Source organism: Microbulbifer maximicatervae (SeqCode), assembly GCF_052468155.1.
This window is the reverse complement of the sequence record NZ_CP174335.1, coordinates 4,352,560-4,369,871: the sequence shown is the minus strand read 5'-3', so window position 1 is coordinate 4,369,871 and position 17,312 is coordinate 4,352,560. Positions and strand designations below refer to the sequence as shown.

At 43.8% G+C, this 17,312-nt stretch carries 18 protein-coding genes; 14 read left to right on the top strand and 4 right to left on the bottom strand.

Features of this window, described 5'->3' with window-relative positions; translation table 11 throughout:
* The first annotated feature begins 1,040 nt into the window (after positions 1-1,040).
* On the top strand, positions 1,041-1,436 hold the full coding sequence (locus tag ACJJIY_RS18620) for a hypothetical protein (RefSeq protein ID WP_282931845.1): 396 nt from the start codon (positions 1,041-1,043) through the stop codon (positions 1,434-1,436).
* A gap of 532 nt (positions 1,437-1,968) precedes the next feature.
* Here the strand turns inward: ACJJIY_RS18620 and ACJJIY_RS18615 are convergent.
* The 3 genes from ACJJIY_RS18615 to ACJJIY_RS18605 form a co-directional block, all read right to left on the bottom strand.
* A complete protein-coding gene (locus ACJJIY_RS18615) occupies positions 1,969-3,939 on the bottom strand; it encodes a tetratricopeptide repeat protein (protein WP_445358583.1) in 1,971 nt (656 codons plus the stop codon).
* 26 nt (positions 3,940-3,965) lie between these two features.
* On the bottom strand, positions 3,966-5,315 hold the full coding sequence (locus tag ACJJIY_RS18610; protein ID WP_445358491.1) for an IS4 family transposase: 1,350 nt from the start codon (positions 5,313-5,315) through the stop codon (positions 3,966-3,968).
* Positions 5,316-5,383: 68 nt separating this feature from the next.
* Positions 5,384-5,914 (bottom strand): hypothetical protein, encoded by a 531-nt coding sequence (locus ACJJIY_RS18605; protein WP_445358582.1) that lies wholly within the window; start codon positions 5,912-5,914, stop codon positions 5,384-5,386.
* A 409-nt stretch (positions 5,915-6,323) separates the two neighbouring features.
* On the opposite strand from ACJJIY_RS18605, the gene ACJJIY_RS18600 reads away from it, so the two are divergent.
* From ACJJIY_RS18600 to ACJJIY_RS18570, 7 genes are all read left to right on the top strand, one after another.
* The gene (locus ACJJIY_RS18600; protein WP_444896865.1) at positions 6,324-6,677 is read left to right on the top strand and encodes a transposase; all 354 of its coding nucleotides are present in this window, start codon (positions 6,324-6,326) and stop codon (positions 6,675-6,677) included.
* On the top strand, positions 6,629-7,048 hold the full coding sequence (locus tag ACJJIY_RS18595) for an IS3 family transposase (RefSeq protein ID WP_444896866.1): 420 nt from the start codon (positions 6,629-6,631) through the stop codon (positions 7,046-7,048). The genes ACJJIY_RS18600 and ACJJIY_RS18595 overlap by 49 nt, the downstream gene beginning before the upstream one ends.
* Positions 7,049-7,099: 51 nt before the next feature.
* Entirely contained in the window at positions 7,100-7,276 is a 177-nt protein-coding gene (locus ACJJIY_RS18590; protein WP_445358581.1) for a DDE-type integrase/transposase/recombinase, read from the top strand.
* A gap of 27 nt (positions 7,277-7,303) precedes the next feature.
* Entirely contained in the window at positions 7,304-7,516 is a 213-nt protein-coding gene (locus ACJJIY_RS18585) for an integrase core domain-containing protein (protein ID WP_445358580.1), read from the top strand.
* Between the two features lie 210 nt (positions 7,517-7,726).
* Positions 7,727-8,023 carry a hypothetical protein gene (locus tag ACJJIY_RS18580; protein WP_444896868.1) on the top strand — a complete coding sequence of 99 codons (297 nt, stop codon included), beginning with the start codon at positions 7,727-7,729 and terminating at the stop codon, positions 8,021-8,023.
* Between the two features lie 86 nt (positions 8,024-8,109).
* Positions 8,110-8,382, top strand: a complete 273-nt coding sequence (locus ACJJIY_RS18575) for a CPCC family cysteine-rich protein (protein ID WP_444896869.1) — start codon at positions 8,110-8,112, stop codon at positions 8,380-8,382.
* Positions 8,383-8,487: 105 nt separating this feature from the next.
* A complete protein-coding gene (locus ACJJIY_RS18570; RefSeq protein ID WP_444896870.1) occupies positions 8,488-9,120 on the top strand; it encodes a hypothetical protein in 633 nt (210 codons plus the stop codon).
* A gap of 27 nt (positions 9,121-9,147) precedes the next feature.
* Here the strand turns inward: ACJJIY_RS18570 and ACJJIY_RS18565 are convergent, their stop codons facing one another.
* On the bottom strand, positions 9,148-9,318 hold the full coding sequence (locus ACJJIY_RS18565; protein WP_444896871.1) for a hypothetical protein: 171 nt from the start codon (positions 9,316-9,318) through the stop codon (positions 9,148-9,150).
* Between the two features lie 332 nt (positions 9,319-9,650).
* Here ACJJIY_RS18565 and ACJJIY_RS18560 point away from each other — a divergent pair, with 332 nt between their 5' ends.
* From ACJJIY_RS18560 to ACJJIY_RS18535, 6 genes are all read left to right on the top strand, one after another.
* Complete coding sequence (locus ACJJIY_RS18560) at positions 9,651-9,884, top strand: hypothetical protein (RefSeq protein ID WP_444896872.1); 234 nt, start codon at positions 9,651-9,653, stop codon at positions 9,882-9,884.
* A 1,398-nt stretch (positions 9,885-11,282) separates the two neighbouring features.
* A complete protein-coding gene (locus tag ACJJIY_RS18555; RefSeq protein WP_445358579.1) occupies positions 11,283-11,732 on the top strand; it encodes a DUF2846 domain-containing protein in 450 nt (149 codons plus the stop codon).
* Positions 11,733-12,163: 431 nt separating this feature from the next.
* The gene (locus ACJJIY_RS18550; RefSeq protein WP_444896874.1) at positions 12,164-12,484 is read left to right on the top strand and encodes a hypothetical protein; all 321 of its coding nucleotides are present in this window, start codon (positions 12,164-12,166) and stop codon (positions 12,482-12,484) included.
* A 380-nt stretch (positions 12,485-12,864) separates the two neighbouring features.
* Positions 12,865-13,569, top strand: coding sequence for an IS3 family transposase (locus ACJJIY_RS18545; RefSeq protein WP_445358578.1), 705 nt, complete (start codon positions 12,865-12,867; stop codon positions 13,567-13,569).
* A gap of 2,275 nt (positions 13,570-15,844) precedes the next feature.
* Positions 15,845-16,675, top strand: a complete 831-nt coding sequence (locus ACJJIY_RS18540; RefSeq protein ID WP_444896875.1) for a trypsin-like serine protease — start codon at positions 15,845-15,847, stop codon at positions 16,673-16,675.
* A 456-nt stretch (positions 16,676-17,131) separates the two neighbouring features.
* Entirely contained in the window at positions 17,132-17,308 is a 177-nt protein-coding gene (locus ACJJIY_RS18535; RefSeq protein ID WP_444896876.1) for an IS3 family transposase, read from the top strand.
* Positions 17,309-17,312 lie beyond the last annotated feature (4 nt).

The following is a 17,312-nucleotide window of genomic DNA, read 5'->3' as shown; positions in this document are numbered from 1 at the left end:
TAATTTACGCCAGTTAGAAAGTGCCATCTTAATGAAATATGATCATGATGAGTGTTATTTCTGGGTTCGGTTGAAAAGCGGTAAAAAAAACTTATAAATTATGGGGTTACGTGAGTAGGGTGAAATTGAGATAGTAGTCAAAGTGATCGTTTTTCCATTTGGTACAATGGTTCTGAAGGATGGATAACATATTGATTTTGCTTGGGTTTTGTGTGTTTTTTCGTTAGATTGGTTCCAGGATAGTAATCAGGATAATAGTGATCAGAATGATTACTATATAAATGTTATTGTGGCGGCCGATTTTCAGATGTTCTGTAGCTGCTGCAAGCATCAATCTCTATCTGAGCACTTTTTCTGAGAGTTTTCCTGCAATTTGGTACTGCAGTTTCGTTCCAGTGCCATCGTTTTAAGTCAGCAAGCCCTGCAAGCCAGCTACGCCATCATGGAGTGCCAATCAGATAGTTAACCGGTTGGGAAAGTATGGTATTTTCCCCTTTAAATTTATCGGGCAGTGGCCAGCCAAAGTTGGCTGGTAGAGAGCAAGTAGGTGGTTCAGTGCGCGCCAGCCATAACCAGGCTAGTCAAGCTCGCCCAACCCCTCCGGGGCTGGGCTGGACAGCCTACGCGTTGCTTCGGCTGCCCTTGCTAGCGGCGTTATTGTGGCGGTCGGTTTTATTGATTTTCCGTGGTAACTGAAGGTTTAGTGCTACTAAATAGCATCCGGTGTTGAGCGATTTTACTGATTGCTATTCAAGCAGTTTCGCTCCTAGAGTGTTCGCTCGGGTGTTGTAAAAAGAGGCAGTCCGCTGCAATTTCGCGGATTGCCAGTAAGATAGGAATTGGTTGGGGAAAGTGCGGTATTCTTTCCTCGTAAATATTGGGCAGCGCCCAGCCAAACTATGGCTGGCAAAGTGCTAGTAGTCGGTCCCGAGCGCGCCAGCCATAACCAGGCTAGTCAAGCTCGCCCAACCCCTTCGGGGCTGGGCTGGACAGCCTACGCGTTGCTTCGGCTGCCCTTGCTAGCGGCGTTAAGCGATCCCATGAAAGAAATTACGTTTGAAACTGATGTTTTCAATCTTACTGAAGAGAAGGATAACTTTATCAATCCTTGCTGCTTTGGCGAAGATGCTGCTGACTGGTTTAAACCTCAAATGGAATCAGCCGGCATTGAGGTTCTTGATACCTACCAGGAGGATTGGGGCTGGGAAATCAGCTGTTCTTTCAAAGGTAATAAATACTTTATAGGCCTTGGTGGCACACCAGAGACTGAGGGTAAGAATAATGGTGAGTGGCGTGTTATGGTCACAAAGCCTCGCTCTATTGTCCAGGTGCTTACGGGAAAAAATAAGCTTTCAGACGAAGAATCAATATTAGGTGTTTTGTCTGGAATCATTACAAAAGCGGGGTTTAGTAATGTGTCCACCTGTAGCGCTTAACAAGGGCCAGCACAATCGCCAAATGCGAAAAACGCATTTGGCTGGACTCGCGAAAAGCGCTCGCCTGTGTGGCCGGCGTTATTGTGGCGGTCGATTTTATTGATTTTTCGTAGTAACTGAAGCTTTAGTGCTACTAAATTGCAGCCGATATTGAGCCCTTTTTACTGGTTGCTATTCAAGCAGTTTCGTTCCTAGGGTATTTGCTCAAGTGTGGTAGAGGTGGGCAGTCCGCTGCAATTTCGTGGAGTGCCAGTAAAATAGGAATTGGTTGGGGAAAGTGCGGTATTCTTTCCTCGTAAATATTGGGCAGCGGCCAGCCAAACTATGGCTGGCAAAGTGCTGGTAGTCGGTCCCGAGCGCGCCAACCATAACCAGGCTAGGCAAGCTCGCCCAACCCCTACGGGGCTGGGCTGGACAGCCTACGCGTTGCTTCGGCTGCCCTTGCTAGCGGCGTTATGCAAATTAAATACGCGCACCAAGTTCAATGAATACACGTAATCGAAGTCTCGTTCCCACTTACCTTTGAATTAAATCAGTACTTATTTTTGTGGAGCTTCCACTCATCCACAGAACCATACATATCAACCCAAGCGTCTTTAAGCGTAAAATCAGTATCGCGCACATATACCCAGAGACGATCGATTTTTTCACAGAATGGTTTTTTGTTGAGCAAGCCCTGCAGGCGTGTATTAAATTCTTTACGCACAGGACAATCAATCTCTCGTTCATCGAAACGGGACATTCGGTAAAAAGTCAGAAAAATGTATGGCAGCTTATCGGCATTTAGCCGTTTGAAGAAATCTATATTGTTTGGCATAAGGCTATACCACCATTCCAAAGCATCCGGATCAAGTAGAGTAAACGCAAGGTTGGCCTCCTTAAGCTCGGGTAGCCAAAACCACACTGCCAAGTCCATCCAGTCTCTCAAGGGATCTGCTGGCGGGCGAAGTTTAATGAATTCACCATGACGATGGTAACCGTGTTGAGTGTAGTTATTATTGATAATCCTGAAATACATAGCAGTATTTAGAATATGCAGACTGCTTCCGTAAAAAACATGACCAGCTTGAAAGGTCATCGGTTGCATCACGAGCCTTCGATGAAACACATCTTGCCACTCATGAAACTTCCTACGTCCAAATTGAGGATGTGCAAACACTTTATGGCGCAGCGCCATCAACTCGTCATAATCTTCACTGGGGTGTAACCAGAGCACATCAAAAAGGGAAAGGTTGAATATGGGTGGCTGCTGGTCGCCGTAGTCGCTAACGGGCAACTCTCCATTCAGGTAGTATTTCTTCAGTTTGGCTAAATCTTTCACCTTGTATTGAGACTTGAGCAAAGGCTCTAACGTATTCCAGCTTGCTCGTCTCTCGCGAAGCCATTCTTTATCGTTCCGCAGCCAAGCTGAGCGATCAAATTCCAAATCTATAGGACTATCCAACGTGATCGACTCTATCATTTCAGGATATCGATCAAGCAGATAAGATATCTCGTCCCAGGCTCTATCCTCACCCATCGCGGCAGCACGCTGGTAATATCCCATAGCTTCATTTACGTCTTCGGGCGTAGGATTGCGCTGATTACCTAATCTCAAACCTGCTATAAGTAATGCTTTGGAATCTCCGGCTTCACCAGCCTTATCACGCCACTTTTTGGCTTCTTCAGGCTGGCGCTCCCAGCATCTGATGGAAGTGTCCAACAGGAAGGCTAAAACGTACATGGCATCAGTACTGCCAGCCTTGGCTTCCTTCTCCGAACGTTGAAAGAGATCAAGCCAATCAGCATCACTGGCCATACCGTGTTTGTGCTCAAAGTGCTTGTAAACCTCTTTGACTGATCGAGTATCCTCCAGAACATTTATTCGTCGAGCCAGCTTTAGATTGATACGACGGTTATTGACGCGACATTCTATGTAAACCTTAGTAGTCGCCCAAGCGGAGCAGAAATTGGCACCGTCTTGCCCACACTTCAAGAAGTCTACATCCATTGATTTGAGGTGTTTGATCAAGTCCGGCGTATCAATTTTTATTTCAGGGTCTTCAATTTGAATTTCCAGTCTCACGGGTTCGTTGTCGATGCGAATATAAAGTCCGAAAGCTAGAAACGAATAAACTTTAGTGTTCGCTGCATACCTGAGTAACTTGTTGAACCCCGTCCCGAGGAAGCTTTCTCCGGTCAGGGATTTAAGGTATGTATTGCAGTCAGAGTCAAATGTATTGAAGTATTTGTGCACTGCCAACCCGACACGTTCTTTTGCGAACTTGTGGTTATCGCCACGTAATAGCGGCAACCCGCATTTACGTACATTAAGCTTATTAACGCTGATTTTGGTCGGTCTCTTGGCAAGTGCAACAGGAGGGGCGTTGTGGTCGAGATAGCCGGGTTCAAACGCAGCAGTGAATGTTATGTGAGGCGAATACTCATCCTGAGTTAATAACAATAAATTTTGTGATTTTCCTCTGTAGTAGAATGTGTGCCCATCGTCCGTTTCAAACTGCATAACGCAAACGCTGTGTTTTATACACATTATTTAAGTCCATTTAAAACCTCTGCTGCTTCAACATAATGGAGCAACTTAGCATATCCTTGCCAAACAGTTTTAACCCCTGGCTCGCCATCGCCTTTACGCCCTAGAAATCCTCCTAGACCTGCCAGCATACGCGTTATATCTCTCATGCTTGGAGGTATATTCGGTGGGGAACTTTTATCTCGCATCATCCATACCATGCGCCATTCTTTTTCAGAGTAAGCACTCGTACATGGTTCATCAGGAAGACTTTTTGCTTGTGTAGTTATCGAATGTAGTCGCCATCCAATAATCATATAGATCGCAATACAGTTCAACATTCGCTGCTCTGTTCTAAAACGATTACTTTCTATCTGGCATCCGCCTTTTACCACCCGAAAATAGGTTTCAATTTCCCACCGGCTTCGATACCACTCAATGATGACTCTCGCCTGCTTATAGTCTTCAACTGGAAGATCAGTTAACAGCATCCACTCAATGCCTTTTTCACCCTCTGGTGGGTTTAATTCCTTAGCCAATACAGCATAGAGAGAAAGTGGTCGTTTAGATTTTCCTTTTCCAAGTAGCCGTATCTCAGTAGTGGATACGCTGACTTTGGCTTTTCTTCCAGGTTCCCCATTCCGTTTGGGAATGTCTACCGCGTATAGACCAATAGATTTCTGCTCGTTCATATGATCCCAAAGCAAAACCGTTTCTTCTCCATCGAGCTCTAAAGTGCGATTGGCCTTAGCTCGAACGATATAGCTCGCCCGCCGCTGTTCACTTTGCTCTTCAGCCAGCTGAAACCACTCATGAATATCACCCTCTCTATCAGCAATACTCACAATTGTGCTTTCAGGGCAGTGCTCTTGTATCTGACAAGCCGTTTCGTAATGGTCTAGCCAGCGTCGACTCTCCTTATCCTTTATCGACTTGGTATAGCGGGAATTAGAACTTGATTCCTTATCTCTCTGCCACATACTACCTTCAACAACACCCAAATTAACTCTGGATGGTGTTATCGCGATGGAGGTGTGCAAGAGTTGTTGGTTGGTCTCTTTACGCCTAAGAGTTCCCATCTCTTTACTTTCTAGGTCAGTGGCAAAATTTAGAAAGGTAGTATCTTGTGGGATAAGAACAACAGGCTGCGCTTTGATTCTCTCAAGAGTTGCCGATTTATGACCGCTCATAATAGAGTCAAAGTTGACTTTATCATTTTCTATAAAGCGATAAGCTGCAAACGTTTCTGCCCAAGTTTTGTTTGCACAAGGAATGCTATTGTTTGGGTCTGAACTTAAATTACTGAGAATATTAGACAAGCGCTTATTCAAGCGTGTATCACCCATAACCTGATTTTTTACTTCGTCCATGACCCAGTCCTGCATAATAATCCAGCCAAATCTGTAGTTCTTACTGGGCTAAACTGTAACTTATTGATTTACATAATAAAACTTAAAAAAACTTGTGTATAAAACTTAGCGCAAACGTCACCATGATTGTTGGACTCCCACGCATGTTTTTTCAGCGTAGCATTTACCTGTATGCGCTCATTGGGTAAAAACAGTTTCTTTAAAGCACCTTTGTCTTTATCTCTTCGCATGGCAGTCGTAAAGACATCCAAGCTCACACGCTTATTGCCGATGAAGTACTGAGCTTGCCCACCTTCATCATAATAGACCTGAAGATAAGCACGCTGGCAGCCAAGTTCATTGAACGAAGCAGCTAGATCGAAGGGTGGTTGCGCGGACCGACCTCCGTAGCCAAATAGATACACCGAACTCTTCTTGCGTTGGATATTCTCGATGTTAATTTCTTCGTCACCAACATAGTCAGCCTTCAGCAGAGCTTTCATTATCGGGACGAGATCGCCGCGGTGTTGCTCGTTGAGCTGATCCAGCTGCTGTTCCATAGCTTTTGCTTCTTCAACAGCATCGTAGTCGAGCATGAATTCAAAGTTGGTTTCACCCATATTTTTTCCTTGTGAATAATCGGAGCTGGGATGTTGTTAGGAGAACAGACGTTTAAAATTTTGGAAATTTTTTGCTTGATCACCTTTAGTCGTAATCCAAAAGCATACCAAAGTATCGCCTAGCAAACATACATATAGGCTTCTGTAAATTAATGGCATTATATATAGTTGTACCAGCTCTTACCAAGCCCATTTTCAGGCTTGGCTATGTGCTCGGCATCAGTTAATCTCAGTTCCACTGATCAGCATGCAGATTTCAAACGCCACTTTCTATGTTTGTAATGGAGATGTCAGTGCAGATTAGAATATTCGCATAACAAGTTGATGCATTTCGTTCCGCCCTTTCAGGGCTCCACCGAAACCTTCCCCCATTGAGTAGACGCCTATATTTTAAATAAGATAGGAAAAAATGCCGAAACTACTGAGTGAAGAGCGGGTTGTTGAATATTCAACAGAATTCAAAGTTAGAGTGGTAGCCCTCACTAATCAACTGAAAGTAGATACGACTACTATCGCCAACATTATTGGTTTGCATCCAGTAATGGTGTATAGATGGCGACAGGAAAGTAGAGAAGGCAAGCTGGTCGAGAAGCCCAGTCGTAGAATAAGTATGACAAAGACAGAGAAAACTCAGTCTCAAACCGATGATAAAGAGATAAGACGTCTAAAAAAGCAGGTTAAGAAGTTGCAAAAGGAGAATGATTTCCTAAAAAAGTGGGAAATGCACCTGAAAGATCCAAAGCTGAAAGATTCTCGTTCATAGCTCTTAATCGATCAGACTTTGGTGTTAGGTACTTATGTAGATACTTGAATGTTTCACCCCAAGGGTTTTATAAGTGGCTCAACCGTGATGAGAGCACTCGAGACATAGAAAATAGGCAAATTCTTGGGTGTATCGAAGCTATCTATGCGCAGCATGATGGTAATTATGGAAGTCCAAGAATTAGCGCAGAGCTGAAAGCTGATGGTGAACGAATAAATCACAAGCGCGTTGAACGCCTTATGAGAGAGGCTGGAATCGTGGGGAAAGCTGGAAGGATCTATCGTCGGCGCCCTTTGCCTGGAAATCCTTGTCTTAAGGTTGAAAATGTACAAAGAGAGCATGGTATGCCGAGTAAACCAGACTCTCAATAGGCAGGTGATGTAATCTATCTGAAGATCAATGGGCAATGGCAATATTTAGCTGTGATTATTGATCTTCACTCCCGGAAAGTGTTGGGCTGGGAGCTATCGGATACTCGAACTGTTGAGCTAACACTGTCAGCGCTAAATAAAGCTGTCCGTCGCAGAAATATAGAATCAGATCTAATATTTCACAGTGACCGAGGTTCTGAGTACGATACTTATGTATACCAAAACTGACTCAAAGAATTGGGTATTGAGCCGAGCATGAATCGTCCAGGGTTTATGAATTATAATGTGTATGTAGAATCATTTTTTCAAACACTGAAAACTGAGAGTTTTAAAGGATTTAATTTTGAATCCGCTGAGGAGCTAAGAACTAACTTAGCTTGGTATCTTGATAGGTACTATAACTTTAAAAGAAGACATGGCTCACTTGGGTTTAAAAGTCCAGATGAATATGAAAGAATGGCCGCATAAGATGAATATAAGGTGGCGTCTACTTCAAGGGGGGAGGCTTCCGCCCCCCCTTTCGGTCGACCTGTGGGAAAGGCGTTATAACTTTCTGAGGATATCGAAATCGGTCAGAGAATTACGAACGATCATAGCTTTGAATGCGCCTCTCTAACGAGTAAGACAGTTGAGAATTTCATTGTCATTTATACGGAAGAGAGTGCAAGCAATGTTTTAATGCTCATTTTGAAGTTAAAAGAAGTTGAACTCTACCAGCGCTTTTTTCTCGATGCTGCGCTCGGATTTTGGGAAGAGTGGAGAGAAGAAGATGCATTTTGCGACGTGGATGATTTGGAGTATGTAGATCTTGCTAAGGAGCTAGACCTGAGGCATAAGAAAGTTTTATCAATTACGTGCAAAGGGTCTTTAGAAGAGTTCTCCTCAATAGAGTTTAGATTTGAGGGGGTCAATTTATTGCTAGGGCTCAGTGATAATACTGATTTTGAATCAGATGTTGTGCTGGAAAGGTTATAACCAAGCGCTGCAGTTCACAGTCAAAAGCGTCACGCCATTTGATTCAAAAGTCGCGCCACTTTTGCCAGCAATTGAGTTGCTGATCTATGAATGAAGTGAATGCCACAATTGAGTGCCCCTGTTGCGGCTATCTATCCCTATATAGCGGTGACCATGGAGAGATATGTATTATTTGTTATTGGGAGTCGGATTCTGAGGTTGGTTTTAGGGGGATAGTACCATCTGTCAACAATCATGGTCTCACACTTGTTGAAGCGCGAAATAACTTTGACAGGTATGGAGCTTGTTGCGAAGAAATGGTTCAATATGTTTTACCAGCTGAAGCTCGTAAAGAATATAAACACTCCAGTGAATTGTAACAAAAAATATAACAAATTTAGGCATCCGACGCCTACGGCGCAGGTGTCAAAAACGTTATCTGGCGTGAAGTTGAACCAGTGGGGCATTAATCAATCGAGACTCAAATGAAACTCGACAGCGGGATCCGGTTAGAAAGCGACGGCGAGCAAGCTGACTTGTATGCACTCGACGAAATCAACATAGCGCTGGCGCCGATCGGCGCCCGGATCTCGGCGCAGGATTGGTCGGGCCTCTCCAACGACCTTAAGGCCTTTTTGGCCGATCCCGAACCTTCGACGGAGCGTGTCGCGGAAGTGATGTCACACTTTCTGCTATCCCGTGAACGTCTACTGGAAATCATCGCCCAGGCGGGACGCGAGCCCCATATTCCCGGAGGCGGAGAGCTGACCACACTGGACGAGACCCATGGCGTTTCCTATCCGCAACTGTATGTCGCACAGGAAGGTGAGGACTTTTCGCGTTTTGACCGAATGCATGTGAACATTAGTGCCGACGGGACGCCTGTCGATGACGTGGTGCAACTTCTCTGCGGCAGCGGTTTGGTTGTGCACTTCCGTATTCCTTCGGGTGAGACGTTCAAAGTATATCTTGCCTGCCCCACGCCCGATGCTGGCTGGCTTTTAACTTTTGATTGCGCCATCCCATTTATCGGCAGCTTTAGCGGCGCTTCGGCTGGGGCCAAAGCCGTCACTCAAGTCATCGGACCGGCACGCTGGAGAATGGAGTATCTTGAATAGAGGTATCTGCGCAGCTAACGGACGCGTTCAATCAATGGAAAATGGCAACAGCCAGATAACAACGCGTTGCACCGGAGTAAGGGCGTCGTCCTTCCTCCAGTTACCCAACCAAACGAACGCCCTTACTTGGTGAACGCCACCGTTATTGTGGCGGTCGATTTTATTGATTTTTCGTGGTAACTGAAGGTTTAGTGCCACTAAATAGCATCCAGTGTTGAGCAAATTTACTGATTGCTATTCAAGCAGTTTCGCTCCTAGAGTGTTCGCTCGGGTGTTGTAAAAAGCGGCAGTCCGCTGCAATTTCGTGGAGTGCCAGTAAGATAGAAATTGGTTGGGGAAAGTGCAGTATTCTTTCCTCGTAAATATTGAGCAGTGGCCAGCGAAACTATAGCTGGCAAAGTGCTAGTAGTCGGTCCCGAGCGCGCCAACCATAACCAGGCTAGGCAAGTTCACCCAACCCCTTCGGGGCTGGGTTGGACAGCCACGCGTTGCTTCGGCTGGCGTTATAGCTCCTTAATGGATCATGCGTAATGTACGAGCTGTTTAATATTTCCAACATCGAAGCTCTGGGTATATTGCTATGGTTTTGTGTTATATTGGTTCTTAGCTATATGCTAGCTATCAAAAAAACCTTAAAGGTTAAACGAGCGGTTGTAGTTGGTGGATTTATGGCATTATTACCTCCACTGGCAATTATATATTTGGCCTCGCTGCTACTTAGAAAAAGCCTTTCTGTATCAGAGAGGCCAGATGAGACGTTATAACAAAATTCTGAAAATTCGTCCCAAAAAAATATGGGTTGGATCTCTGGAAAAAACGCTTCCAGCCTTTTAGCTTTGCGTTATGTGCAGTCATAAATTCAGCAATCGGATCTAGTCTTGAAGTCACTATCTAAAAAAATCGCATGGTATTGTCAGAAAGAGAAAAGGCACTGGAAGCGTATTTATCACCGTGCTGAAATCGCTTTCATTTCAATATCCGCACTAATTTTAACTGTGCTTATTCAGATATACGGCGACGGTACTAAGCTTCAAATTGGGGTTGTCGCACTCACTTCGGCTTTAGCTGTCACATCAGCCTCATTAGTCCCTCTCGTATTCAAATCCAATACTCTCAATCGCTGGCAAACTCAAATGGTTACTATCGGACTTGGTTGCGGAGTCGGAATCTCTGCGATATGCACGCGTTTCTATTTGGGTTGCAGCTTACTAGCACATAATAAGTCGATGAATTACGTTCCGCCCTTACAGGGCTCCACCGGATATGCTACGCTGCACTTCGTACGCCAATTATCGAAGCGTTATTGAGGCGGTCATTTTTTAGGTGGTTTGAAGTTGCTGCAAGTACCAATTTTTTCCTGAGTACATTTCTCCAGAGATTTTTTTACAAATTAGTACCACAGTTTTGTTCTGGTGTCTTCGTTTTAAGTCAACAAGCCCTACAAGTCAGTTGCACCATTGTTAAGTGCCAATCAGATAGTTATTTGGTAGGGAAACTATGGTATTTTTCCCTGTGAGTTTATCGGGCAGTGGCCAGCCAAAGATGGCTGGCAGAGAGCATGTAGGCGGTTCAGAGCGCGCCAGCTATAACCAGGCCAGGCAAGATCGCTCTGCCGGAGGCTGGGCTGGGCAGCCTACGCTCCGCTTCGGCTGCCCTTGCTGGCAACGTTATGCATCAACATGGTAAGGGAGATATATGAGAGTTTGTCTATTTTTGATGGCCCTTTTCTTTTCATTTTTCAGTAACGCCGATCCATTGGAAAGGTATGATCCGTAATCTGTAGCGAAGGCTGTTACGCTTGCAAGTAACCTTTGCAATAGTGAGTGGAATTATACTTGGAGAGGGCGTAACTATAAGTTTGTCCTTGAAAAGGATGGATCGATTTCTAAACTAAAAAGCTGGAAAGGCGTGCGTTGGGTAGTAGTTGGTGCTAATGAAATCGTCCTGGAAGGGTATACCGATAGAATGCATTTGTTCTTCGATAAAAATATTAAAAATTTCAAAACATTCGACTGGGATGGAACTAAGGCAACAGGAACCTTGGCTCATTAAGTAAAATGCATAACCAATACATCGAAAATCGCTCCACTGCGTTCCGTTGGACCACCTTGCGCTGTGCTTCAGTCGGCCTTTTATGTGGGTGTTATGACTAAGGAGATATCTTGAGATCATTTATCGTAGCTTTCTTTGTGATTCTTTTATCTGGATGCACTGCGACAGGACCTGTATTTGAGAAAGTTGCCGAGCCAAATGGCAGCAAAGCTATTGCTTACTTTTTTCGGCAAGCAGCTTTCTATGGTTCAGGAACTTGTCCAGACCTGGTTATAAATGACAAAGAAGTTGGCTGTCTTAAGAATGGAGGTTTTTTTGAGGTAGAGCTTGATCCAGGTGAGCACACAGTCCTATTTGATAAGGGCACATGGGAGCCAAATAAAGCTCTACGAGCAAAAATCACCGTACAGGCAGGAGAGGTATATTTCTTCGAGTACGGTCAGGCAATGACGGGAATATTTGCAACACCTATATTGGTCAGCGTTTCAGGCCGAGAGGATTTTCATCAAAAAACAAAAGAGTATTCGGTGCCTATACTATTGGGCCTGAAAAAGTCATAACAAATCAGTCAAAGGCGCCCCTGTGGGGCTGGACTTCCACTCCGCGCTTTCAGAGCTACGTTCCAGCCCCTGATTGAGGCGCTATGTGTAAGACTTACCCACGTTTAGTAGACACTCTGTATAGTTTGAGTGAATATTTTTTGTGAGCAAGGCCACCCTCTGAAGGCACCGATGTGGTACGACCCGTATTGTAACCCCAAAAGATTTAATGAAAGGTATCAGTTCCTAGCTGCCAAACTTTCACAACAATGGCAAAATGAGTCCGAGTCTCCTCCAAAATTCAAAGAGTTGGTGGAGTTTACCTGTAAATGAATTTAACAAGGGGCAGCAATAGACTACCAAACCTGTCACTTTTTGTACCGGCACAGAAAAACCGTCAGATTTGTCAGCCGCTGTAGCCCGCGTTAGCTATGTCAAAAGACGATTAAATAATGGAAGAGCTGCTAAATAGTTTGGATAAGTTGGTGGTGGAGCATAATCTTGAGTCTCGAGCCTTTAAGGGAGCTAAAGAGTGGTCTTCATCCGCAGACTTTGATATTGACACTTCAATAACTAGTAAATTTAAATACAATTTTCATGCTCATAAACTTTGTTTTAAGCATGAATTTAGGTCAAATCCATGCATAGAGACTTACCTTGATATCACTCTCGATGAAGAGGAAGTTGGTTATTACTGTTGGATTTCTGATTTAAATGGTGAAGTTCTAGATGATATGTTAGTTATAACTGATAATGAGTTAAAGTATAACTAACTAGATGCTTAAAGGTTGGACACTAAATCCTGGCTTGTGCTCGTGCCTGGCAAGTTATAGCCAATAAATTTGTGCACTTAAGAGAGCGGAAAAACCTAGAGTAAAGACGGCTGCTGTGGCATGAGAGCTAGGCGTCAGCGCACAGCAGATCTACAGCTGACGCCGTCAATTTAATCGACTGTCTGATAAACAGTTCAATAGTTTAGACGGTGTCGACTATTCCAAACAGGGAAGCGCTGAAGTTCGCAAGCTCAAGAAGAAACTGCATGAAGCTTGTCAGGAGGTTGAGTTTCTAAAAAGGCAGTTGCGTACTTTGAGAACCACCAAGAGTAAAGTACGCATTGATACAAGAGCATGTAGGGTCATTCCCGGTTAGCTTGATGTGTCGGAGTTTAGAAGTCTCAAGATCGGGATATTATCGATGGCGGGTGAGGTTGCCAGCTCCACGCACGACTAGAAAGATACGAACAATCGAGAAAATCCGAGAGACGTTTACTGCGTTTAAAGGTTGTTATGGCGCGCTTAGAATCGCTTGCGAGCTTCAAGAGTTAGGTGAGCCATGCTCACGGAACTACGTCGCTAAGTTTATGCAACAGGAGCATATTAAAGCGAGAAACGGCAAATGCTTTCGATATAGTCAGCCCGTAGAGGGGAGCATTAACGTCTCCGCCAACTTGCTTAAGCGTTGCTTTGATGTGGATCGACCAAATTGTCGCTGGACCAGTGACATTACGTATATCTGGGTTCTGGAGCGGTGCTTGTACCTCGCGGTAGTTGTGGATCTGTACTCTCGACGTATTGTAGGTTGGGCACTTGACTCGCAGATGACCGATGAATTGACATGTCGAGCATTGAAAATGGCCCTAGAGCGAAGACCAATAAAGCCTGGACTGCTAGTTCACTCTGACAGGGATGTGCAATATCGATCGCAGAAATACCAGGATCTTTTGTCCGAAAGCAAGTGCAAGCCGAGTATGAGTCGTCAGGCTACCTGTTGGGATAATACGGCAATGGAGTCATTCTTTAGCAGGCTAAAAGTCGAGCTGGTCTATGCCAGAATATTCGAAGGCGAAGAGCAAGTATAATCTAAGGTGTTTGAATACATTGAGATTTTGTACAATAAGGTTGATGTGTATTCTGCATTGGGCTATGTAAGTCGGGCAGAGTATGAGCGTAAATATACATAGTTAGAGTGTCTACTTTTTGTAGGTAAGACCAACGTCGGTAATCATTTGAGGTTTAGCATGAAATCAGAACTAATAATAATTCACGCATATTTTTGGCCTAAACTGTGTGGATATTTATATTTAGCTTATTTTCACATTAGAAATATAGAGCATCGAACATGGTTTGATAGTTTAGAGTTTTTTGCGATGATTCCTCTTTATATTCTCTGTGCGCTTTTCATATTTGGATTTAGCATTAAGCGTACTTTAATTCCCAAAATTTGGCTTATCTTAGTGGCCGCGAATGCTGCATTTCACCAGTTTCTATACTATGAAGACTTATATGATTTGCTAAGAAATTTGGCGTTATTCTGGCCTATTTATGTAATCACATTTGTATATTTGTTCATAAATAAAGGAAAGGGAGCAAACGTATAAAGAACCTTGAAGGTGGACAGTCACAAGCTGTACTCAAAAGCATATCACAGCTTGGGACTGCCGCCTAACGGGGCGTTAATTTTATTATGAATGTTGAAAGCTTTGCCGAATTCGGAATAAGAATACAGAACAACAGAATGGGTTTTTGTTCCTTGAAATAAAAAAGTGAGCGGACGAATTTATAAATGATGAAACTATGTACCCATGGTATAGCTTACTGTTGTCCCAAAAGGGGATGTTCGCGAGTGAGTGAATTCGATTGAATTATTCCGATATCTTTGAGCAGTATGGAACGCAATGGAAGGGCACGTGGTTAACAAGGAAAGAAGAGTTTTATGAATTTGATATAATAACAGATCGAGCCAATAAAGAGTCATTGGAAATTGATGGTTGGTCTAGGTTTTACCCTGAAGTGTCAGGGGGATTGGGAAAACGCCTACTTTTATAGCTCTGTAGCTGCTATCGGAATATGGTCAAAGATAACAAGTAACTATGGTCGCTCGTCAATTTTTTAAGTCATACTATTCACATCCAATAGGTGTTATTTTTCACCATCGTATTTAGGATCACAATCTGCTTTCTCATGCAGTCAATCAGAGCGACCTTTTTAGGTTTACCAGCGTCGGCTAATTGCTTACACATCGGCTTTAGTTTGTGATGATGCTGCATGGCTGACATGCTTGGCAACAAGCAGAACCGTGCGTACACGATGTCTTCGGCTCCGAATATATCTCTTTCACTGGAGGCTATTTCTTTGATGATTAAACTTTCCTGGTTCAGGAGGTTTACACATCAGCGTATAAGCCAATACATTTCCGACGCCTTTGGTACTTAAGAATAGGTCGCATCTTTACTGCCATTCAGGCCCACCGTTAACTAGTTTATAAGGTTGTTTGTCTATACCTTGTAGCTCTCTTTTGATTGTGTTTAGAATGGTCTGGGTAGGTTTTACACTGATTTTAGTATCCTCTGAAACCGATTATTTTGTATTTATTCATTTCTAAACACTGGCTTCATACGGCCAGCAAGCTACTGGTCTTCCTAATTTTTTCTGGCTTTATCACAGGTAGTCTAGGTTTCAAAGTTTCATCAAAAAGTGCAATGTCAATAGCGCCTAGATTGTCAGTCTCGACGAGTCGTCCGAGGGACTATGTAAAGTTTCATATCTACGAAGGGTTGCAGGCAGCAATAAGCAACTCCGCTCTGTCTGTGGCACAAATGAGCTCTATGCTAAGTCTCCCGGTAGACTCTGTTAATGCTCTTCGAGGCTTAATAGGTTGTAATTGCTTAATGGTACTTTTATCATTGTCAACACTAAAGTATTGGCCAGTAGGTCACACGTAAATATTGAGTTCTCTACTGCTGGTATTGATGCCGACATTGATCTCTTGAGGTCCCATAAGATAAGCTATCTCCGACTTGCTATTCGGGCTCGAGGCCCACATGGCTTTTCGAGTTATGCCTAGTGGTTGCTTATCATATTCATACATGTTGTCGATCTTTTATGAGTAGGTTAGACAGCGAACTGTGATAAACAAGGCTTTCGGTGGCCGCTGAAGGTGGGACTCAATTTATCCGTCACTGAAAAGGACTTTCAACATCAGAATTGGGGAAGAACAACCATACAAGATAAATCTCATAAGGAAGTATAGGCCTATCACTTTGCTTGCAAAAATACTCGAGTAAACTGCTAGCTTTACACTACTCGTATTTAGGACGTTAGCCTATCGACAGTTGTTTCGGAGTAAATGTTGGAATGAAGGATATGAAAAATATAAAACCATACTTTTTCTCGCTCATACTTACAGTATCTTTTGCGGCCAATGCCATAGTCATTCGTCATGATATTGAAGATAATAAATATCAAATTCCCGCATCTACCTTCCCAGCGCTTGTTGACTTTCCAGGTGAAGGGCACGGTGTATTAATTTACCCTCAATGGGTTGTTACAGCTGCACATGTAGCTTGTATGCAGCATTGTATTGAGGAGATAATCATTAGCGGCCTATCGCGTAAGGTAGAGACAGTAATTGTACATCCAGGATACAAGGAACCACCTTCAACTCTTGTTGAAAATGCATTAGCCTCGGGTGATGGATCAAATTTGAGAGAGTTTTTGGCATTGTCCGATGATATTGCGCTTATTAAGCTTAAAGAACCAATTGCCGATGTTGAACCGGTCTCTCTTTTTCTTGGTAGTGATGAGAAAGGCAAGACTGTCCAAATAATCGGCAAGGGGGCGACGGGCAATGGCTATGATGGAGTGGAGCCTCAAAGTCCCCATCGAACCACTTTACGCCGAGCTTATAATGTCATTTCTAATGTAGATGTACGTTGGATTTCCTACAAATTCGATTCGCCAAAATCTGCTATTCCACTCGAGGGTGTGTCGGGTAGTGGCGATAGTGGAAGCCCCGTCCTCATTAAGGAAAATGAGAAATGGTATCTTGCTGGTCTTGCTTCGTGGGCCTCTAGTGAAAAAGATCTTCGTACATATCGTGGCCCTCTTTACGGTGATCTCGGAAATAGCGTTCGTATTTCTCATTATATAGTATGGATCGAAAGCACCATATCTGCCGAGGAATAAAAATAGTGATCCACGCTGACGGGAAGCTAGCGAAGCGTTGATCGGCATGAGAAATAAGACTTACCTACGTTTAGTAGACACCCTGTATGGTTAAGATTAGGCCTAACAAGGGGCGTATCATGGGTAAGAAAGAACTCAGGCGTGTACGAAGGGGGTTTGCAGAGAGGCAGTTTAGAGGGCGGCTAAGTCAGGGGCAACAATTGACCTGTAGCACGAAAACTCAGCGCCAGTTAACAGCAGATTTGCGGATTTAAACTGTTGCCTGATAAGCACTAAGAGTTAGGTGAGTCGTGCTCACGGATCTACATCGCTAAGCTTATACAACAGGAGCATAGACTAATAGTTCGCTCTGACAGGGCTGTGTAATATCGTTCGAAGAAATGCCAGGATCTCTTGTCCGAAAGCAAGTTCAAGCGGAGTATGAGTCGCCAAGCTGACTGTTAGGACAATGCCGCAATGGAATCATTCTTTAGCAGGCTAAAAGTCGAGTTAGTCTATGCCGGAACACCCGAAAGCGAAGCGCAAACAAAATCTGAGGTGTTTGAATATATTGAGGTTTCCTACTATGGAGTTCGTAGGCACTCTGCATTAGGCTATATGGGTCCAGTAGAGTATGTGAGCAAATGCACATAGTTAG

Bases quoted from the DNA above. Each gene is read 5' to 3' on its own strand.
- ACJJIY_RS18570 (WP_444896870.1), top strand. From the start codon at position 8,488: ATGAAACTCGACAGCGGGATCCGGTTAGAAAGCGACGGCGAGCAAGCT.
- ACJJIY_RS18560 (WP_444896872.1), top strand. From the start codon at position 9,651: ATGTACGAGCTGTTTAATATTTCCAACATCGAAGCTCTGGGTATATTG.
- ACJJIY_RS18610 (WP_445358491.1), bottom strand. From the start codon at position 5,315: ATGGACGAAGTAAAAAATCAGGTTATGGGTGATACACGCTTGAATAAG.
- ACJJIY_RS18585 (WP_445358580.1), top strand. From the start codon at position 7,304: ATGAATCGTCCAGGGTTTATGAATTATAATGTGTATGTAGAATCATTT.
- ACJJIY_RS18605 (WP_445358582.1), bottom strand. From the start codon at position 5,914: ATGGGTGAAACCAACTTTGAATTCATGCTCGACTACGATGCTGTTGAA.
- ACJJIY_RS18620 (WP_282931845.1), top strand. From the start codon at position 1,041: ATGAAAGAAATTACGTTTGAAACTGATGTTTTCAATCTTACTGAAGAG.
- ACJJIY_RS18535 (WP_444896876.1), top strand. From the start codon at position 17,132: ATGGAATCATTCTTTAGCAGGCTAAAAGTCGAGTTAGTCTATGCCGGA.
- ACJJIY_RS18615 (WP_445358583.1), bottom strand. From the start codon at position 3,939: ATGCAGTTTGAAACGGACGATGGGCACACATTCTACTACAGAGGAAAA.
- ACJJIY_RS18600 (WP_444896865.1), top strand. From the start codon at position 6,324: ATGCCGAAACTACTGAGTGAAGAGCGGGTTGTTGAATATTCAACAGAA.
- ACJJIY_RS18540 (WP_444896875.1), top strand. From the start codon at position 15,845: ATGAAGGATATGAAAAATATAAAACCATACTTTTTCTCGCTCATACTT.
- ACJJIY_RS18545 (WP_445358578.1), top strand. From the start codon at position 12,865: ATGTGTCGGAGTTTAGAAGTCTCAAGATCGGGATATTATCGATGGCGG.
- ACJJIY_RS18550 (WP_444896874.1), top strand. From the start codon at position 12,164: ATGGAAGAGCTGCTAAATAGTTTGGATAAGTTGGTGGTGGAGCATAAT.
- ACJJIY_RS18580 (WP_444896868.1), top strand. From the start codon at position 7,727: ATGCTCATTTTGAAGTTAAAAGAAGTTGAACTCTACCAGCGCTTTTTT.
- ACJJIY_RS18575 (WP_444896869.1), top strand. From the start codon at position 8,110: ATGAATGAAGTGAATGCCACAATTGAGTGCCCCTGTTGCGGCTATCTA.